This window comes from Thalassospira sp. MCCC 1A03138, assembly GCF_002115785.1.
Taxonomy (GTDB): Bacteria; Pseudomonadota; Alphaproteobacteria; order Rhodospirillales; family Thalassospiraceae; genus Thalassospira.
Genome location: NZ_JFJY01000002.1, coordinates 273,690 through 291,129, shown reverse-complemented (window position 1 = coordinate 291,129; position 17,440 = coordinate 273,690). Strand labels below are relative to the sequence as shown.

Genomic DNA, 17,440 nt, shown 5'->3' with positions numbered 1-17,440 from the left:
CTCCGTTCCGGCGGGACGGCCAAAACCGGTCTGGATGGCATCATCTCGGGTGATGCCATCCGTTCCGTATTATGGGGATTACTTCTTGATAACGCCTTGGTCGACCAGGGCCTGCATCTGGTCAAACAAGGTTTTCTGGGTTTCTTTCGTCCATGCGGTTACTTCGTCGGTGCCCAGCCAGTTCGGCGAAACACCAACTTTTGATACCCATTCCTGGAATTCGCTGCTTTCCAGTGCCGCTTTATAGCTGGCTTCGACTTTGGCAACGACGTCATCTGGTGTATTGGCCGGTGCTGCAAGAACGATGAAGCTGCCAATCTGAAGATCAATCCCTTCTTCCTTCGCGGTCGGGACGTCAGGGAAGGTCAGGTTGCGGTTGTCGGAGAACTCGACAAGCCCACGAACATCACCACCTTCGATCAGGGCGGAAAAATCACCCATGCTCGTGGCAACAATATCGACCTCATCAGACAGGATTGCTTCTTTTTGCGGGGCGGCACCGCCCGGATAGGCGATCAGTTTGAATTCTGTGCCGGTCAGCTGCTGGAATTGCAGCATCGCAAGGTGCAGGCGCGAGCCTGTGTTCTGGATGCCAACCTTGATCTTGCCAGGGTTTTCCTTGGCGGCAGCAACAAGGTCGCTGACCGACTTGTAGGGTGAATCGGAAGCGACAATGATTGCATCGGGTTCACTGGTGACGCGCGCAATCAGTTTCAGTTTGTCGAGCTTGTAGGTTGGCAAAAGTCCCTGCCAAGGCACGGTGACAACGCTGTCGTATGTCAGTGCGCCAAGGGTATAACCGTCCGGACGGGCCTGCATGACCTGCATGATGCCGGTTGCGCTGATGCCGCCTTCAATATTCTCCGCATAGATCGACTGTCCGATATCCTTCTCGGCAATTGTACCAAGTTTGCGAACGATGCCATCGGTGCCACCGCCAGCGCCCCATGGAATGATCATTCGGATATCTTTGGTGGGATAATCGGCGGAAAAGGATTGGCTTGTGAAGCCGAGGGTTAACGCCAGAGTCGCACCAGCGACTTTAAGAAATGATTTCATGTGTTTCCTCCGTGATCGTTTTTTGCCCTTACAGAAGGGTAATTGATTTGTGTCGGGCGGCGGCGGTTATTGCTTCTTTTTACCGACGTGATGGCGATTTTTAATTCGTCATATTTATTATTATTTTTGAAATAGTCATCATATATATGGTTGTCAGACAACTATGAGGTTGTTGTAACTTTTATTTTGATGGGATGCCTTGTTTAGCGCGATGTTATCGAATGTAAAAAACATGTGCTCGATGATTGAACTCTAGAAAATAGAAGCTGTAATGTAAATAACATAATATGAATTTTTAGAATCGGTGATTTTTGAGGTCTTTCGCTGCCTCTGATAGTCAATCCGTCACGAATTCATCATATGAAATCTGGAAGGTGTTTTCAGGTATTGAAAAGCCCGAGCGCGAAAATGTCTGCCACGGCTCCATGCCTGCTGATCACACATCACAAAGGCCTGACGAGCCTTCCGCTAAAAATACCGTTCAGTGATGTGAATAATATCACCAGGCAATACAATGCTTTGCTCGTTGGCCTGAATCTCGACGCGATTATCGTCGCGGCCACGCATGATAATGATGTCATCCTGATCGGCGCGATAAGTGTAACCGCCACCAAGCGCGACGGCATTCAATACGTTCATTCCTGAAGTATATCCGTACTCACCGGGCTCATCGACTTCGCCAATAATATAGACGGGGCGGAAATGAAGAACATCAATAGATACAACGGGATGGCGTAGATAACCGTCTGCTAGGGCATTGGCGATGGTTTTCTGTGCGGCTTGTGGCGTGAGGTCGCGCAACTTAACCGTCCCGATCAAGGGCAGAGTGACAGATCCGTCCGCACCAACCGAGAAATCACCTGAAAGAGATTCCTCGTCGAAAACCGTGATGCGCAGCTCATCACCGCTATCAATCGTGTAGATGGTCTGGGCATGAGCGCAACTTAAAGCCGTGAAAAAAAGGATTGCAGTCAGAATTATGCTTTTCATGACATCACATTTTTAGCCGAAGCGTCAGCAAAGCACGATTACGGCGGTAATCGTGGCCCGTTTCGTTTGATCGGCGCTGGTCATATCGCCAAGAACCATCAATATCCGTAAAACGGTTCAGTTCATAACGCAAGCTCGCGCCAAACCGAGTTATTCTGTCAATACGTCCTGCACCCTCAAACCGATCCCGCTGATAACCGCCGTTAACCCGGAAATGTAACCAGCGGCGCAGTTCGTGTTCAATACCAGCATCGAAGCTTTCACCGATAATTCCGCTGGCACCGGTAACGGTGGTTTCCCCGATTTCGCGTTTGGCACGGAAATCCAACACAGTCATACGTGTAATATTCCATGTTGCTGCAGCCCGAAGTGAAAATCCCTCGTTGTTTTGTAAACGGTAATCCTCATAAATTTGCGACATCCATCCAGTCCCGATATCGGCTTTAATCAGGTCGGTCAGGTCAAATGTCATGCCACCCAGCAGCCGGTAACCGTTTGAATTGCGAAAAATACCCTGATCGTCGGGGGTACTTTCATATTCTCGTTGGTTCAAGGTGGTTTCGCCATAAGCTTCGCGGCCTAGTCCCAGTTGATACGAAGCCCGCATGATCAGCCGCAATTCAAGCCGATCCCGATCATCATTATTGGCAATGTCACCATTGGTGAGCGCGGTATCGTCAAAATCAAGCTGCCGAAAGGCCATGGCGGCTCGGTAGTGAACATCACCGGCAAAATAGCGAAGGGCAATTTCAGTATTTTTCTCGTCATAGGTGACGGGTTCGCGGGCACCGGTCGGAATATCCTCACCGCCACGATCTTCGTGACCTTTGGCGATACGGAAATCGCCATCAACAGCAAATGCCGGGCCGATATCCGATCCGGCGGAAACACCAAGTTCACCATCCAGATAATCATCTTCGTCTGATTTGGTATAAAATCCCGCATCACCAAGAGCTTCAAGCCGCAAGCGGACCCGTTGCCAATTTGATTGCAAGGTTAAAGCAGGTAATACCCGGCTAATGGTGTCGGACTTTTGGTAGCTATCGGACAGAAAAATATTGTCGTTGAATTCCTCTGTCACCGAAAGCGATGGCGCTAAATCAAAAAGGCCAAGCTGAATTGTTGTATCTCGCCTGTTCTTTTGTGTCGGTTCAGACTTTGCAAAAGCCATAGGATTGAAACAGTTAGCCAGCAGAATGCTGAAACATAGTGAAGCGGTCTTAAAGCCAGCGTTTTTCATCCGGTACGACATGATGACAGCGTTTTAGGGGATGTGCGCTTAGGGCCATTCACCCAGTACCAAGGGCGCGTGACCGTGAAGATCAAAATAAGTATGTCAGATGTCAAAGATTGCTGGTTGATATAGAGAAGATCACAGTCAAGGCGGCTTTTCAGATCAAAACTAGACTGAATTGGGCCCCGCCAACCATTGATCTGGGCCAGGCCTGTAATGCCAGGTGGCACCTGATGGCGTGCATCATAAAGCATAAAGTGCCTGGCGAAATTTTGATTGTCAGCCGGTGTATGCGGGCGCGGGCCGACAAGCGACATATCACCGCGGATGATGTTGAAAAGTTGCGGTAGCTCGTCCAGACCCCAGCGCCGAATGAAATTACAGAATTTTGTCGGTGGCAGAGGTGTGCCTTCCGGGCGTATCGAACCCCAAAGAGTGCAGAACTTATAAATATTGAAAGGTCTGCCAAGATACCCGATGCGAACCTGTTTGAAAAATACGGGGCCACGATGATCGCATTTCAGGGCTATCGTTATTAAAAGTAGTAAAGGCAGGGCCGCGATAAGTAAGGTTGTGGCAACTGAAAGATCAAAGAGCCGTTTCGGCAAAGGACTTTGGCCGTGTAAGCCGAATGTTTGCGAGCTCCGCCCCGAAAGCCTCATTTGCATTTTCTGTTCCCCGCCCGGAATGTGCAGGAAAAGATTAGCGAATTAATCGTAAGACGCCAACGCTTTATAACTAAAGGTTGTTTAAACGCTTTTGACGATATCGTTCGAACCACTTTGCCATGATTGGTGCCAGCAATACGATCTCGAAAATGCGGACGATATGATGGAAAGCAACAAAGCTTGGTTCGACATTCAGCGCCAGCGCGATAAGGGACATTTCCGCAACGCCACCCGGTGCGAAGGCGAGCAGAACAGCAATATAATCAAGATCCAGCCAGTCAGAAACAAACCAGGCCACTCCGCCGGTGAAGGTAAGGATCAGCACAGTGGCAAAGATCGAATAACCTGCAAGACGGGCGAGGAAGGAGAGCTTTACCCCGGCAAAGCGACTGCCAATTGCCGAGCCGAGGATCAGAAGGCTTCCGGCCAATAACCATCCGGGCAGATTGCCCTCCACAAGGCCGGTTACATGCAAAACCATGCTGGCCATCATGGCGCCGGTCATTTCGGCGGCGGGAATGCCGATTTTTCGGAAAATCAGGACGGTTGCAATCGCACAGAATGCCGTGATCAGTCCCTCGGACAACGTCATCTGGATGGCTTCGCTATCGCCATGGCCACTTGCGACGACACCGGTGATCATAAGGACGATCAATGGTGCTGACATGACCAGAAGCAGAACGCGCAAACCCTGTGTGAGGGCGATTTCCTGTTCATTGCCGCCTGCTGCAGCACCCAGAACCACCATCGGTGTCAAACCGCCCGGAGTTGCAGAAAACAGGGCCGTTGCGGGATCAAGTTTTGCGACTTTGCTGTAAAACCATGTGACAACAAGGGTGATGATCGGAACGTAAAGCAGAACCGCAATCATACTGATCGGCCATCGGGCCGCCTGATCAAGGGTATCTGGAGTAAAGGATGTGCCGAGAAATACGCCAATCACACCCAGAATAACGGAGCGAAATCGCATCGGGATACCCATGCGGACACGCAGTAGGCTGGCGACAAATGTCGCGAGCATTGGCCCCATCATCCAGGCAAGCGGCATATTGATGCCGTGTGCGATCAGCCCGCCCAAAAGCCCTATGCCAAGTGCCACAAACAGGTTTTTGAAAAATTTCGGGGTGAGGCTGCTGGAAAGGCGGTTGATCCAACTGTCGTCTGCGGGCCTTTCCGGCGGGACGCTCATTATTATGCCTCGGCCTTGTTCTTGTTGATCTGGTCAAGGAAGCCGTCGATCGCATCACGCAGGCGGGCAGCTTCGGCATTCAGGGTGTTTGTCGCACGCGAAACGTTTTCCGATCCGGTGTGAACGCGGGCGGTTTCCGTGTCCAATGCACCAACTGCATCGGCAACCGTCCGCATGCCACCATTGGCATCATGGATGCTGGTCGAAATGCCATTGGTCGAGGCTTGTTGTTCTTCCACCGCTGCCGCAATGGCTGCGGCTGATTGATCAACTTCACCAATAACGTTGGCAACGGATTCAAGAGCACTGACAACATTGTCCGTCAGACTGCGGATTTCTTCGACCTGTGCCGAAATGTCCTCGGTCGCGCGGGCGGTTTGTGATGCAAGGTTTTTAACCTCGCCTGCGACAACGGCAAAGCCTTTGCCTGCGTCACCGGCACGTGCTGCCTCAATCGTTGCGTTCAATGCCAGAAGGTTTGTCTGGTTGGCGATGTCTTCGATCAGCGTAACAATATCACCAATTCGCTGGGTTGCTTCGGTCAATTGTTCAAACAGGGCGCGGGAATGTTCGCTTTCATTGCGGGCGCGTCCGGCAACTTCGGCTGATTTCTGTGCCTGTTGGCCAATTTCACCTATGGCCTCTGACAGGCTGGCGGTGGTTTGTGATACAGCCTCGATATGATGTAGGACAGCTTCGGAATGATGGTTGGCATCAGCAGCACGTGCGGTGGCCGATGTCGCAATCTGTTCCATGTCGTTGGCCGAGCCATTCAGTGACCCGAATTCACGATCAAAGCCGCCAAGGGCTTCCTGGACAGCACGCTGGAAATTATCGGTGGCCTGAACCAGTTCAAGCTGGCGTTCGCGTTCTATCTTGCGCACGCGTTCGCGTTCATGGCGAAGGGTTTCAGCTTCTTTTGACTGGTCGCGCAGCACCGTTACCGACCGTGCCACGACACCAATTTCATCGCGGCGCTGAACGCCGCGGATTTCAATATCAAGGTCGCCCTTAGAAATCTGTTCGATCAGTTGCGCAAGATCGGTCATCGGGCGCGAAATACGTCGTGAAACAAATACCGATACGATTGCCGCGATAAAGATCACGACAATTGCGACAATGACGAAAACCTTCTGAAGCGTTTCGGCCTGTGCCTGGGCATTGCCAAATGATGTGGTGGCAACTTCCTGAGATTGCGCGAGAATTTTCTGCAACGGTACTTGCAGTGCGCGGAATGATTCATCGGCACGCGCAATAACCTCAAGCGCGCCATAGATATTCATCTCGCTTTCGATCAGGAACTGATCGACTTCGTTCATATAGGTGTCGTAGGCGGTGGTAAATTTATCGCCACCGACTTCTGCCAGACGTTCGGCAAGCGGGGCCAGTTCGGTAGACAGATTACCGGCCTTTTCGCGAAGTTCGGGAACAGCGGCGGCATTAACGCCGTTGGAATCCCACGTCAGAATGCGGAAAAGCGTTCCGTGCGCCTCATTTAAGGCGTCGCTGAGTGTCAGCGCATCTGAACGGCGTTCATAAGCTTCGACGCGAAGGTTATTTAGCGTTTCCTTCTCGCTTTCCAAAGTCAGGACCGTTGCGATACCCATCGCAATGATCACAACCATCAGAAAAACAGGAACCAAAAGGGTTTTGGGGCCGATTGCCAGATTATCAAGAAAACGCATCGCTTCTGGATCCTTCGCGTCGAAGATTTTCGGTCTTACATTTCACCGTCGTTTGGAACGGCTTTGCGGTTGCGCAACCACTGACGGGTGTTTCCGACGAGCGGTGCCAACAGGAAGGCAATGCTGATCAACAGGATAACCAGTGTGATCGGACGTTCCCAAAGGAAGGAAATCGAACCATCACTGATCATCAATGCGCGACGCAGGTTTTCTTCCATCATTTCGCCCAGGATGAAGCCCAGCAGCATGGGGGCCATCGGATAATTCAACAGGCGCAGGCCAATGGCAATTGCCGCGGCCAAGACCATCATGTGAATATCCATGGTGTTAAACGTCACCAGATAAACACCGATCAGCGAGAAGAACAGGACGAACGGAACCAGCAACTGTTGCGGCAGTGCCAGCAAACGCGAGATGTACGGGATCAGCGGCAGGTTCAGAACCAGCAGAACGATATTGCCGATATACATCGAAATGATGACCGACCAGAACACGTCAGGCTGTTCGACGAACAGACGCGGACCTGGCTGAACACCATAAGAAATCAGCGCACCCATCATCACAGCGGTGGTCCCCGAACCCGGGATACCAAGTGTTAGAAGCGGGACGAACGAACCGGAACATGCCGCGTTGTTGGCTGTCTCCGGTGCTGTGAGACCACGGATTGATCCCTTGCCAAACTTGAGCTTTTCCTTGGCACTGGCAAGGTTGCGTTCAAGGCCATAGGCAAGGAAGGACGCGATCGTTGCGCCGGCACCCGGAAGAACGCCGGTGAAGAAACCAAGCACCGAGGAGCGGGCGATGACCGGGGTCATGATTTTGACCTCTTCCTTCGTCAGCTTCATGGAGCCGAGGTTTCTAAGTGCTTTTTGTTCGTCAGTACGGGTATCCTTGGTCGGACGCAGAATCTGCAGAAGGGCTTCGGACAGGGCAAATGTCGACATCGCCAGCAACAGGAAGCTGATGCCGTCGACAAGGTCCATGCTGCCAAAGGTGAAGCGCGCAACGCCAGCCGCCGGATCGGTGCCGATGGTTGATAGCATGATGCCAAACAGGGTCATGGTGATTGCCTTCAGAACCTGTCCCTTTCCGGCGAACGCGGAAACGGCAGTCAGGCCCAGAACCATCAATGCAAAGTAATCAGCCGACTGGAAGGACAGCGAAACCGAAGCAAGTGCCGGTGCTGCAACCAGAAGGAAGATGGCAGCGATCGTGCCCCCAGAGAAGGAAGAATAGGCCGCGATGGCAAGTGCCTTGCCGGCATGGCCCTGCTGAGCCATCGGGTAACCGTCAAACGCCGTGGCGACGGTTCCGGCAACGCCGGGCGCATTGATCAGGATCGATGATGTCGACCCGCCAAAAATCGCGCCGTAATACACACCAGCCATAAGGATCAGGCCGGTAGAAGGATCAAAGCCATAGGTGATCGGGATCATCAGCGCAATGGCCGTGATCGGACCGAGACCAGGCAACATGCCGATAAAGGTACCGGCAAAACAACCGACAACAACCATCAGAAGGTTGATCGGCATGACCGCGGTCGAAAGACCGGAGAAAATTCCTTCAAGCATTTCTTTCGCCTTAGCCCAGCATTTCGAAGATGTCGCCCGGTGCCAGATAAATCCCCATCAACTGGGATAGCAGGAACCAGAACACGAAAACGACAGGTACGGCTGCACCCAGCAGGACCTTGATGCGGCGTTCGCCAAGAACTGCAAAACCGCCCATCAGGAAGATGGTGGTCGAGATCAGGAAGCCGAGATAGCGAATGGTCAGGCCATAGAAGATCATCAATGCGGCAAGCATGATGACCGGTTTCCATTTCATGCCGCGGAATGCGGCAAGGAGGCTGCCGGCCTCTCGATTGGCCGGCAGTACCAGTTGGACGAAGGAAACCACACCTAGTACCCACGCCACGGCATTAGGGAGGGTCCGGGCATTGAACGGGGCATCTTCGTCACCGAACAGAAGCGGGATATCGCGAACATAATAGCCATAGATCAGCGCAAGGCACAAAAAGAGCAGTGCGCCGAACTTGTCACGATTGATGGACATGGCGTGGTTTCCTTCAGAGGTCTTTTTTATTGCAGGTCGGGATGGCTTATTTCAGGAAGCCAAGTTCACGCATCAGATCGCCAACCGTTTTTTCCTGATTTTCCATGAACGCGGAAAACTCGGCACGCGGCTTGTAGAACTTTTCCCAGCCGTTACGCTTGCGAACGACTTCCCATTCTTCGGTTGCCTGAACGTCTTTCAGAATCTTGGCGTATTCGTCCGCCTTTTCAGCCGAAAGAGCCGGGGAGCCGAAATAACCACGCCAGTTGACAAATTCAGCATTGATGCCGAGTTCACCCAACGAAGGAACGTCCGGAGCAGCTTCGATACGATCGGTCGAGGTCACAGCCAGAATGCGAATCTGACCTGCTTTGTGCAGTTCAAGAAGTTCGCCAAGACCGGTCGAAATGACTTCGGTTTCGCCCGACAGTAGGCCGGCAATTGCTTTGCCACCGGCGTCGTAAGGAATGTATTTCACCTGTTTGGCATCGCCGCCGCCCTGCTGAACAGCATAGGCCGCAACAATGTGATCCATACCGCCGCGGACCGAACCGCCACCAAACTTGACCGAGCTCGGATCAGCTTTGATCGCTTCGATGACATCGGTAAAGGATTTGTAGGGGCTGTCAGCCGGAACGCCAAACGCGGCATATTCAGCAACAACACCTGCAATCGGGGTCAGGTCACGGAACGACTGCGGGAATACGCCGGTCAAAGAACGGATGATGATCGGGGTGGAGTTGACCATCAGGGTGTTGTCGAGGCGATCTGCAGCTTCGATCATGTAGGCAATGGCTTTACCACCACCGCCGCCAGACATGTTTTCATAAGACGCCGTACCGACCAGACCAGATTTGGTCAGGGCTTCACCGGTACCACGTGCAGTGCTGTCCCAGCCACCGCCGGCACCACCCGGAACGATGAAGTGGATATCATTAACTTCCTGCGCTTTGGCATCAAAGGCGCCAAATGCAGCAGTTGAAACGGCAACAGCAGTTGCTGCAGCCAAGAATCCGCGACGTGAGAACATCGTCAGCTTCGTCATGTTGTCGTCTCCTCCAGACACAAAAACCTTCCCTGGCCGCCGATTGGCGGCAGGCCGATCAGTTCAGGACAAGGCATCTGCAATGAAGGTCTGGCTGCGCTTGCATTCCGGCGACATGCCGGTACCCCATGACAACAAACAGCTGAAGGCCTCCCTTGCCGATGATCCTTTTTGATTGTCCTTATATCAGATCATTCGACCTGACGGATCGGCAGCGCGAAGACGGTAACAGGCAAACCTGTCACCAACCTGTCATCGCACCAAACAGAGTGAAAAAAGTTCACAGCATTTATGATCATGCGGCAAAAGCCGCTGCGGAAAACGGTTTATGCCGACAATGCTCGTCCACACTCAAGGGCATGTTTCTTCAGGAAAAGAAGTGCTTCCTTGCGTTTCGATTGATTGAACCGGCTGACCGGTCCCGAAAGAGTCAAAACACCAAGCAGCCTGTTCTGCCGGTCCAGAACGGGTACTGCGATTGCTGATATATCCGGATCACGTTCGCCTTCGCTTTGGGAAAAACCGGCTTCAAGAACGTCAATTGCATGATCATCGACGCCATTACCCCATGCGCGTATCACGTGCCCGGCCGCGCCACGATCACAGGGGAGTATCGCACCTTCTTCCAGATGGTGGCGCAGGCTGCTGGGGGAATTTTCGCGAAACAGGCACAGGCGATTTTCTCCTTCGGGCACATAAAAAGAGGCTGTTTCGCCGCTGGCCAAAACAAGCGCCGACAGATGTGGTCGAACTACGTCATCCATACGAAATGAGCGACGATATATTGACCCCAGACGCCACAATGCTGGTCCCAGCCGGTAACGTCCACGCCCCGATATTGCCAGAAACCCCCGCGACTCTAATGTTCCGGCCAGTCGGGTGATGGTGCTTTTATACATGCCCGTGCGTTCCGAAAGGTCCTTAAGCGACAGATCGGCATCACGATCGGTAAAGGCATCAAGGATGATCAGGGCGCGTTCAACTGCGCTAACATTTTGTTCTGACATAATAAATTGAATCCCCGTGTGACTGTTCCGCCCCGGATATCGTTATTGGGCATTTTGGGATCGGTCAAAATTCTATATAATAGAACAAAATTCTACTAGACAGAATTTAAGGAAATGTCATGGATACGACCAAACCACTTGCCGGTATTACTGTTTTGGACCTGACCAACGTTTTGGCTGGTCCGTTTTGCTGCCATCAACTGGCCCATCTGGGGGCAGATGTTATTAAGGTCGAAGCACCGGGGCGCGGCGATCTGGCGCGTCAACTTGGGGCGGATCAGGGGCTGAACGAAAAGCTGATGGGTGTTTCGTTCATGGCACAGAATGCCGGAAAGCGGTCTGTGACGCTGAACCTTAAAGACCCGCGCGGGAAGGAAATCCTTAAAAAGCTGGTCGCGAATGCCGATGTGGTTGTCGAAAATTTCCGGCCCGGCGTTATGGACCGGCTTGAGCTTGGCTATGATGTCCTTTCAAAAGTTAACCCCGCGTTGATCTATTGTGCGATTTCGGGTTTCGGGCAGACCGGCCCGATGAAAAAACTGCCAGCTTACGACCAGATTGTGCAGGGGCTTTCGGGCATTATGACGATCACTGGCGAGGAAGACCGGGAAACCTACCGTGTTGGATACCCGGTGGCGGATACCATTGGCGGTTTGACGGCTGCATACGCAATCACCGCAGCAATTGCCGGACGTGCAATGGGGAGCAACGAAGGTAAAGGCAGTTTCATCGATATTTCGATGCTGGAATCCGTGATTGCGACCATGGGCTGGGTGGTATCGAACTTCCTCATTGCCGGGAAGCAGCCGACTGCAAACGGCAACGACAATTTCACATCCTCGCCATCGGGTACGTTCTGCACACAGGATGGCAAGATCAATATTGCGGCCAACAAACAGGAACAGTTTGAAGCGGTTTGCGATGTTCTGGATTTGCCAGACCTGAAAGTTGACCCGCGTTTTGTAACCCGGACAGAACGCCTGTCGCATCGCATGGAACTAAGCGATCTGCTTGAAAGAATACTCGTAACCCATTCAACAGATCACTGGGTTTCAAAATTCAACGCCGCTGGCGTACCGGCAGGCGCGGTTTTGACCGTGCCGCAGGCCCTTTCGCTACCGCAAATTGCCGATCGCGGGATGCTTGCCGATTTTACCGATGTACCGGGTGCCGAACGTGACATCCGCATTCTGCGTACTGGTATTAAGATGAATGGCGACGCGCCTTCGGTTAATGCGCCGCCACCGGTTCTGGGACAGGATAACGAAACCATTCTGGCCACTCTTGGTCTTTCCGCCGAGGAGGCCGCCACCTTGAAAGCTGAGGGCGTGCTATGAGCAATAAAACCGCAAAAGACATTGAAAACGAAGTCAGCGACTGGTGGAAAACATCCATCATCGATATGGAACCGGGCAAAATCCATTTCAGCGGTTACGCCATTCAGGACCTGATCGGCAATATCAGTTTCCCCGGTATGATTTGGTTGATGACGCGTGGAGAGTTACCATCAGAGGGACAGGCATCCTTGCTTGAGGCCGCGCTTGTCGCGGCAGTCGATCACGGCCCGCAGGCACCGAGTATCGCAATCGCGCGAATGGCTGCGACCTGCGGGGTCGGGTTGAATAACGCGATGGCCAGTGCTGTGAATGTTCTAGGTGATGTTCATGGTGGGGCGGGCGAACAGGCTGTTGAACTGTACCAAGATATTGCCGTGCGTGTGGACGCGGGCCAAAGCCTTGCTGATGCGACAGCGGCTGGTCTGGATCATCAGATCGCCGAGCACGGCAAACATATTCCGGGATTTGGGCATCGTTTCCATCCGCTTGATCCGCGTGCTCCGCGTTTACTCTCGCTTGTTGAAACGGCGGCGGTGGATGGCGTTGTCTCAGGGCGCTTTGGACAGATTGCCAGCCAGATTGAGGAAACCCTTCTGCAACGCAAAGGCAAACGCATCCCGATGAATATCGATGGTGCGACGGCAGTGATATATGCCGAACTAGGATTTGCCGCACCGCTGGCGCGTGGTTTGTTCTGCCTATCACGGTCGGTTGGGATACTTGCCCATGCGTGGGAGCAAACCAATCAGGGGGGCCGCAACAAGGGGCCAATTCCGCGTCGTCTGATCTGGAATTATGACGGTCCGGAACGTCGCCCGGTGCCATCGGAGCTTATCGGCGATTAAGCAGTGCGTCCTGCCAGCGGCTTAAAAACCGCTGGCGTTTTGCTTGATCGAGATAAACCAGAAGCCCGGGCCCTACGGGGAATGATCGGACCCGTTCGCCGTAGCGGTCAAAAATCAGCGACGAAAACGGGCTGGGTGGGACATCGGGGCGGACCGGGTTAAAATTCCCTTCATCCTGCAGGATGCTCTGGCCTTCGATAGAAAGGATATAGTCAAGGAATCTGGCGCCAGTTTCCGGGTTGCGCGCGCCGCGCGGAATGATGGCGATACGGGAATAAACAACGATGAAATCATCAGGCAGGATCACCCCAAGATTGGGGTTTCGGTGACTGAATGTTTCTGCATATGAACCCAGCAAATTGTATCCTAGGACCAACTGACCGTCGGCGATTTTTTCAAGCATCGGAGATGTGTTGGAATACAGTTTTACCCTTGCCTGACCCAGTGTGCGGACAAAATCCCATATCCCCGAAAAAAAGCGTTCATCGCGTGCCAGAAACAGGAAGCCAACCCCGCTGCGCTCGATATCATAGGTCGTGACTTTTTCGCTGAGCAGATCATCATGATCGTTCAGAAGCCGGATGAGGTCGTTACGCGTTCTTGGAGGTTCGAGATTGTTTTCGCGAAAGAACTGCCGATTATACGCCATCACGGCGGGTTCTTGCGTGACGGCAAATGCTTCGTTGCGCCAGCGCGCCCAGTTTGGCAAAGCGCGGGTCTGATCGCTTTGATGGGAAATGGCATAACCGTCATTCGCCAGTTTCATCTGCAAGTCCATCGAAGAACTGATCACCAGATCGGCGTTTGGTTCTCCAGTTTCATGCTCCGCCAGGGTCTGGTGATACATTTCTAGTGTTTGCAGCTGATGATATTCGACGCGAATTTCGGGGTTACTTTGCTGGAAGCCATCAATCACAGGGCGAAAGGCCTCGATGTCGGCCGATCCATAAATGACGACAGTTCGACTTTCCGACAACAGGTTTTGTTCCGGGTCACCGGGACCTACATTTTGCTGTGCAGGAAAAACGAACAACTCGGCAGACGCGGGAAAAACGCGGAAAATTGCTGCGCAAAAAACTGCAATAATGATAGTACTGCGCAGGTTCATTGCTTACAGGCCCTCATTAACCGATTACGCGCAGGCGTGATGCCAGATGATTATATCAAGGCTTTCCCGATCCGGCAAAATCTGGAAAATTCATGTAATTCGGGCAATATGTACCAGACCTTTCTGGTTTAACAGGGGACCGGACCCGATACAATGAGAGTCCTTGTCGTAGAAGATCACGCAGCACTTGCCGATGGCATCGCCCGCTCCTTGCAGTTGGCGGGCTATGCGGTTGATGTGATTTCCGATGGTGAGGAAGCGGATGAAATTCTGCGTACACAGGAATACGGTCTTGTGGTGCTTGATCTCAACCTTCCCAGGATGGACGGACTTGAAATACTACGTCGGTTGCGTCATCGCGGGTCAGAAAGTGCGGTGTTGATCCTTACGGCCCGCAACGATATCGATGATCGTGTGCGTGGCCTTGATCTTGGTGCGGATGATTATCTGGCAAAACCGTTTGAACTGATCGAGCTTGAAGCGCGTGTGCGCGCCCTTATGCGTCGCCATTCCGGTACGCATAATACCCGGATCACCTGTGGCCGCCTGACATATGATACCGTAGCCCGCCGTGCGATGATCGACGGCGAGGATATCGAAATTCCAAGGCGAGAACTGAATATCCTTGAGATTCTGTTGCTGCGGCTTGGGCATGTCTTATCCAAGGAACAGATTACAGACCAGCTTGCCGGGTTTGAGGATGATATCAGTGCAAACGCGGTCGAACTTTATATCAGTCGATTGCGCAAACGCGTCGAAACGGCTGATGTCAAAATCCAGACCATCCGCGGCCTTGGCTATCTGCTGAAAAAAACATGAAGTGGCGTAACGCATCCCTTCGCCGACGGTTGCTGATCTGGCTTCTGATCCCGTTGCTTCTGGTCAGTTCGCTGATGCTGTTCGAGGTGCGCAGCAATGCCGTGCATTCCGCCAATCAGGCGTTTGATCGTGCGCTTCTGAGTTCTGCACTGGCAATTGCTGATCGTGTGGTTTTGATTGGCGGCCAGATCGAGGTTGACGTGCCTTATGTCGCGCTTGAGATGCTGACAAGCTCCGCACAGGATCGGGTTTTTTATCAGGTCAGCACCGCACAAGGTAAATTCATCACTGGTTATGAGGAATTACCACCGGTTCCCGAAAAACTGATGCCACTACTTGAAGAGCCGGTATTTTATGACGCGGAATATAACGGTGAACGTGTGCGGATCGGGGCGTTATCACGGTATGTTGCCAGTGCAAGGATGGCGACCCGTTTTCATGTACTGGTCGCCGAAACTACCGGAACACGCGAAAGCCTGAGCGAGGATATTCTGGCACGTGCCGCTGTCCGGCAATTCGGACTGATCCTGATTGCGGCTCTTATTGTCTGGTTTGGGATCGGGCAGGGGCTTAAACCGCTGGCGCGATTGGAAGAGGCACTTAACCGAAGATCGCCTTTGGACCTGAGGCCGATTTTGCATGATGTTCCAACCGAAGTGCGCCACCTTGTCGGGGCGATCAACCATTTGCTGAAACGCTTGGAAAATACGCTTTCGACCATGCAGCGCTTTACAGCAGATGCCGCGCATCAGTTGCGGACACCATTGGCGGCGTTACGTACCCAGGCCGAGCTGGGACTGCGTGAAAAGGACCCGGAAAAGCTGCATGATGTTATGGAAAAGCTGGCGGCATCAACGCGTCAGACATCCCATCTTGCCAATCAGTTGCTGGCATCTGCACGGTCCGCGCCCGAAGGCCTGGCCGGACGACCCTTTGTCCGTATTGATCTGGGCGAGATCACCCGTGCGGTCACGGGCAGCAAGGTGCCCGAGGCACTGGAACGCGGTATTGATCTCGGATACGAAGGGATTGACGGGGCGGCCCCGATCATGGGCGATGCGACGCTGATTGAGGAATTGCTGAAGAACCTGATCCACAATGCGTTGACCTATTGCCCAGAAGGCAGTTCGGTTACGGTTCGGTTAATGCCCGAGGCAGGTAACACTGCATTCATCAAGCTGGTGGTGGAGGATGACGGGCCGGGCATTGCGCTTGAACATCGCAAGCATGTGTTCGAGCGGTTCTATCGCGTGTCGGATGGCGGGGAAGACGGATGTGGTCTTGGTCTTTCGATCGTGCGTGAAATCGCCTTGCGCCACGATACACATATCCGGCTTGATGAGCCGGAAAGTCACAGTGGCGCGATTTTCTCGGTGCGTTTCCGATTTGCCCCAGGCCAATAAAACATACTTTAACGGCGAAGGGCGGGGATCGTCGACAATACTGTCTTCATAAGTTGCGGTTGTCTGTTGACCCCCGTTTTGGAAAAGACCGTTTTCAGATAGGTACGCGCCGAGCTTAGAGAAATACCGATCAAATCTGCGGCCTGATCAAGCGACATTCCTTCTGCCAGCTTTTGTGTCAGTTTGGCCTCGGATCGGGTCAGACCAAAGACATCAATCAGATCATCAATTGTCGGCGGTCCCATTCGTTCCGGTTCAACCAGAATGAATACGAAACTGTCTTTCTGTTCTGCGCCATTTCTTACGCGGCGCAGAAATACCGAAAGGGCCCCTTGTTCATGATCAAGCGAAAAACCGCGTTGCATCGCAGGGACACGACCGGCGGGGGGGTGCAGAAACCGATCAAGATCATCCGGGGCATTGTCGATCAGAAGCCGGTTTTCAGGATTAACCTGCATGGCGGGTGATCGGCGTAGCATTTCCGCAGCCTGTGCATTCATATGTGAAATCGCAAGCCGATTGTCGGTTGCAATCAGCCCCAGATGAAAGAGATCCAGGAATGCCGCGGGGATGGTATCGCGGCTTTCTCCACGTTTGCGGGCGATTTCGGTTTCGATGCCCTCAAGAACCGTCTTCAGGGCGGTAGGTTTGGGGTAGAACCGAAATACACCGAATTCATTGACCGCGGTTAATGCTGATTGCAGGTCGGCATAGCCGGTCAACATGACGATGATCAGATCGCTTCGGAGATTTCGAAGCTTGGCCGCCAGCTCAAGCCCGGTCATGATCGGCATGTGAATGTCAAGGATCGCCGCCGTAACATCGGGATCACCAGAAATTTCTGCCAGCGCGGTTTGCGGATTGTTGAAATACAATCCCTGCCAATGCGGGGCGAGATGCGCGAAATTCCGCCGGTGCGATGACAGAAGATTTTCATCATCATCGACAAAAGCAATGCGGACAGGCTGATCCGACACCATTGTCATGCACACTCCA

At 52.9% G+C, this 17,440-nt stretch carries 16 protein-coding genes; 4 read left to right on the top strand and 12 right to left on the bottom strand.

The genetic code is table 11. From position 1 onward, the window contains the following. Positions 1-78: 78 nt before the first annotated feature. The 10 genes from TH468_RS06120 to TH468_RS06075 all read right to left on the bottom strand — a co-directional run bounded on the left by TH468_RS06120 (position 79) and on the right by TH468_RS06075 (position 10,932). A complete protein-coding gene (locus tag TH468_RS06120) occupies positions 79-1,059 on the bottom strand; it encodes a tripartite tricarboxylate transporter substrate binding protein (RefSeq protein WP_085642666.1) in 981 nt (326 codons plus the stop codon). 468 nt (positions 1,060-1,527) lie between these two features. Next, a complete protein-coding gene (locus TH468_RS06115) occupies positions 1,528-2,049 on the bottom strand; it encodes a polysaccharide biosynthesis/export family protein (protein WP_085642665.1) in 522 nt (173 codons plus the stop codon). A 4-nt stretch (positions 2,050-2,053) separates the two neighbouring features. Continuing rightward, the gene (locus TH468_RS06110) at positions 2,054-3,301 is read right to left on the bottom strand and encodes an outer membrane beta-barrel protein (RefSeq protein WP_085642664.1); all 1,248 of its coding nucleotides are present in this window, start codon (positions 3,299-3,301) and stop codon (positions 2,054-2,056) included. After that, complete coding sequence (locus tag TH468_RS06105) at positions 3,286-3,951, bottom strand: sugar transferase (protein WP_085642663.1); 666 nt, start codon at positions 3,949-3,951, stop codon at positions 3,286-3,288. Before TH468_RS06105 ends, TH468_RS06110 begins: the two co-directional genes overlap by 16 nt. Before the next feature lie 70 nt (positions 3,952-4,021). Continuing rightward, positions 4,022-5,140, bottom strand: coding sequence for an AbrB family transcriptional regulator (locus tag TH468_RS06100; RefSeq protein ID WP_085642662.1), 1,119 nt, complete (start codon positions 5,138-5,140; stop codon positions 4,022-4,024). A 2-nt stretch (positions 5,141-5,142) separates the two neighbouring features. Continuing rightward, the gene (locus TH468_RS06095; RefSeq protein ID WP_085642661.1) at positions 5,143-6,825 is read right to left on the bottom strand and encodes a methyl-accepting chemotaxis protein; all 1,683 of its coding nucleotides are present in this window, start codon (positions 6,823-6,825) and stop codon (positions 5,143-5,145) included. A 35-nt stretch (positions 6,826-6,860) separates the two neighbouring features. Next, positions 6,861-8,396 (bottom strand): tripartite tricarboxylate transporter permease, encoded by a 1,536-nt coding sequence (locus TH468_RS06090; RefSeq protein WP_007088607.1) that lies wholly within the window; start codon positions 8,394-8,396, stop codon positions 6,861-6,863. A 10-nt stretch (positions 8,397-8,406) separates the two neighbouring features. Further along, positions 8,407-8,880: a tripartite tricarboxylate transporter TctB family protein gene (locus TH468_RS06085; protein ID WP_007088608.1), complete on the bottom strand. Its 474-nt coding sequence runs from the start codon at positions 8,878-8,880 to the stop codon at positions 8,407-8,409. A 46-nt stretch (positions 8,881-8,926) separates the two neighbouring features. Beyond that, positions 8,927-9,925 (bottom strand): tripartite tricarboxylate transporter substrate binding protein, encoded by a 999-nt coding sequence (locus tag TH468_RS06080; RefSeq protein ID WP_085642660.1) that lies wholly within the window; start codon positions 9,923-9,925, stop codon positions 8,927-8,929. Between the two features lie 326 nt (positions 9,926-10,251). After that, positions 10,252-10,932, bottom strand: a complete 681-nt coding sequence (locus tag TH468_RS06075; RefSeq protein ID WP_085642659.1) for an IclR family transcriptional regulator — start codon at positions 10,930-10,932, stop codon at positions 10,252-10,254. Between the two features lie 119 nt (positions 10,933-11,051). On the opposite strand from TH468_RS06075, the gene TH468_RS06070 reads away from it, so the two are divergent. Both TH468_RS06070 and TH468_RS06065 read left to right on the top strand, forming a co-directional pair. Continuing rightward, positions 11,052-12,269: a CaiB/BaiF CoA-transferase family protein gene (locus tag TH468_RS06070; RefSeq protein ID WP_085642658.1), complete on the top strand. Its 1,218-nt coding sequence runs from the start codon at positions 11,052-11,054 to the stop codon at positions 12,267-12,269. Continuing rightward, a complete protein-coding gene (locus tag TH468_RS06065; RefSeq protein ID WP_085642657.1) occupies positions 12,266-13,114 on the top strand; it encodes a citryl-CoA lyase in 849 nt (282 codons plus the stop codon). The genes TH468_RS06070 and TH468_RS06065 overlap by 4 nt, the downstream gene beginning before the upstream one ends. On the opposite strand, the gene TH468_RS06060 is transcribed toward TH468_RS06065, so the two are convergent. Next, a complete protein-coding gene (locus TH468_RS06060; RefSeq protein ID WP_246832232.1) occupies positions 13,101-14,090 on the bottom strand; it encodes an ABC transporter substrate-binding protein in 990 nt (329 codons plus the stop codon). The genes TH468_RS06065 and TH468_RS06060 overlap by 14 nt on opposite strands. Positions 14,091-14,375: 285 nt before the next feature. Between TH468_RS06060 and TH468_RS06055 the strand changes: the two genes are divergently transcribed. Together TH468_RS06055 and TH468_RS06050 are read left to right on the top strand one after the other, a co-directional pair. After that, positions 14,376-15,041: a response regulator transcription factor gene (locus tag TH468_RS06055; protein ID WP_007088617.1), complete on the top strand. Its 666-nt coding sequence runs from the start codon at positions 14,376-14,378 to the stop codon at positions 15,039-15,041. Further along, on the top strand, positions 15,038-16,444 hold the full coding sequence (locus TH468_RS06050) for a sensor histidine kinase (RefSeq protein ID WP_085642655.1): 1,407 nt from the start codon (positions 15,038-15,040) through the stop codon (positions 16,442-16,444). Before TH468_RS06055 ends, TH468_RS06050 begins: the two co-directional genes overlap by 4 nt. Positions 16,445-16,452: 8 nt before the next feature. Here the strand turns inward: TH468_RS06050 and TH468_RS06045 are convergent, their stop codons facing one another. After that, positions 16,453-17,430: a DNA-binding response regulator gene (locus tag TH468_RS06045; protein ID WP_246832231.1), complete on the bottom strand. Its 978-nt coding sequence runs from the start codon at positions 17,428-17,430 to the stop codon at positions 16,453-16,455. Positions 17,431-17,440: the final 10 nt, after the last annotated feature.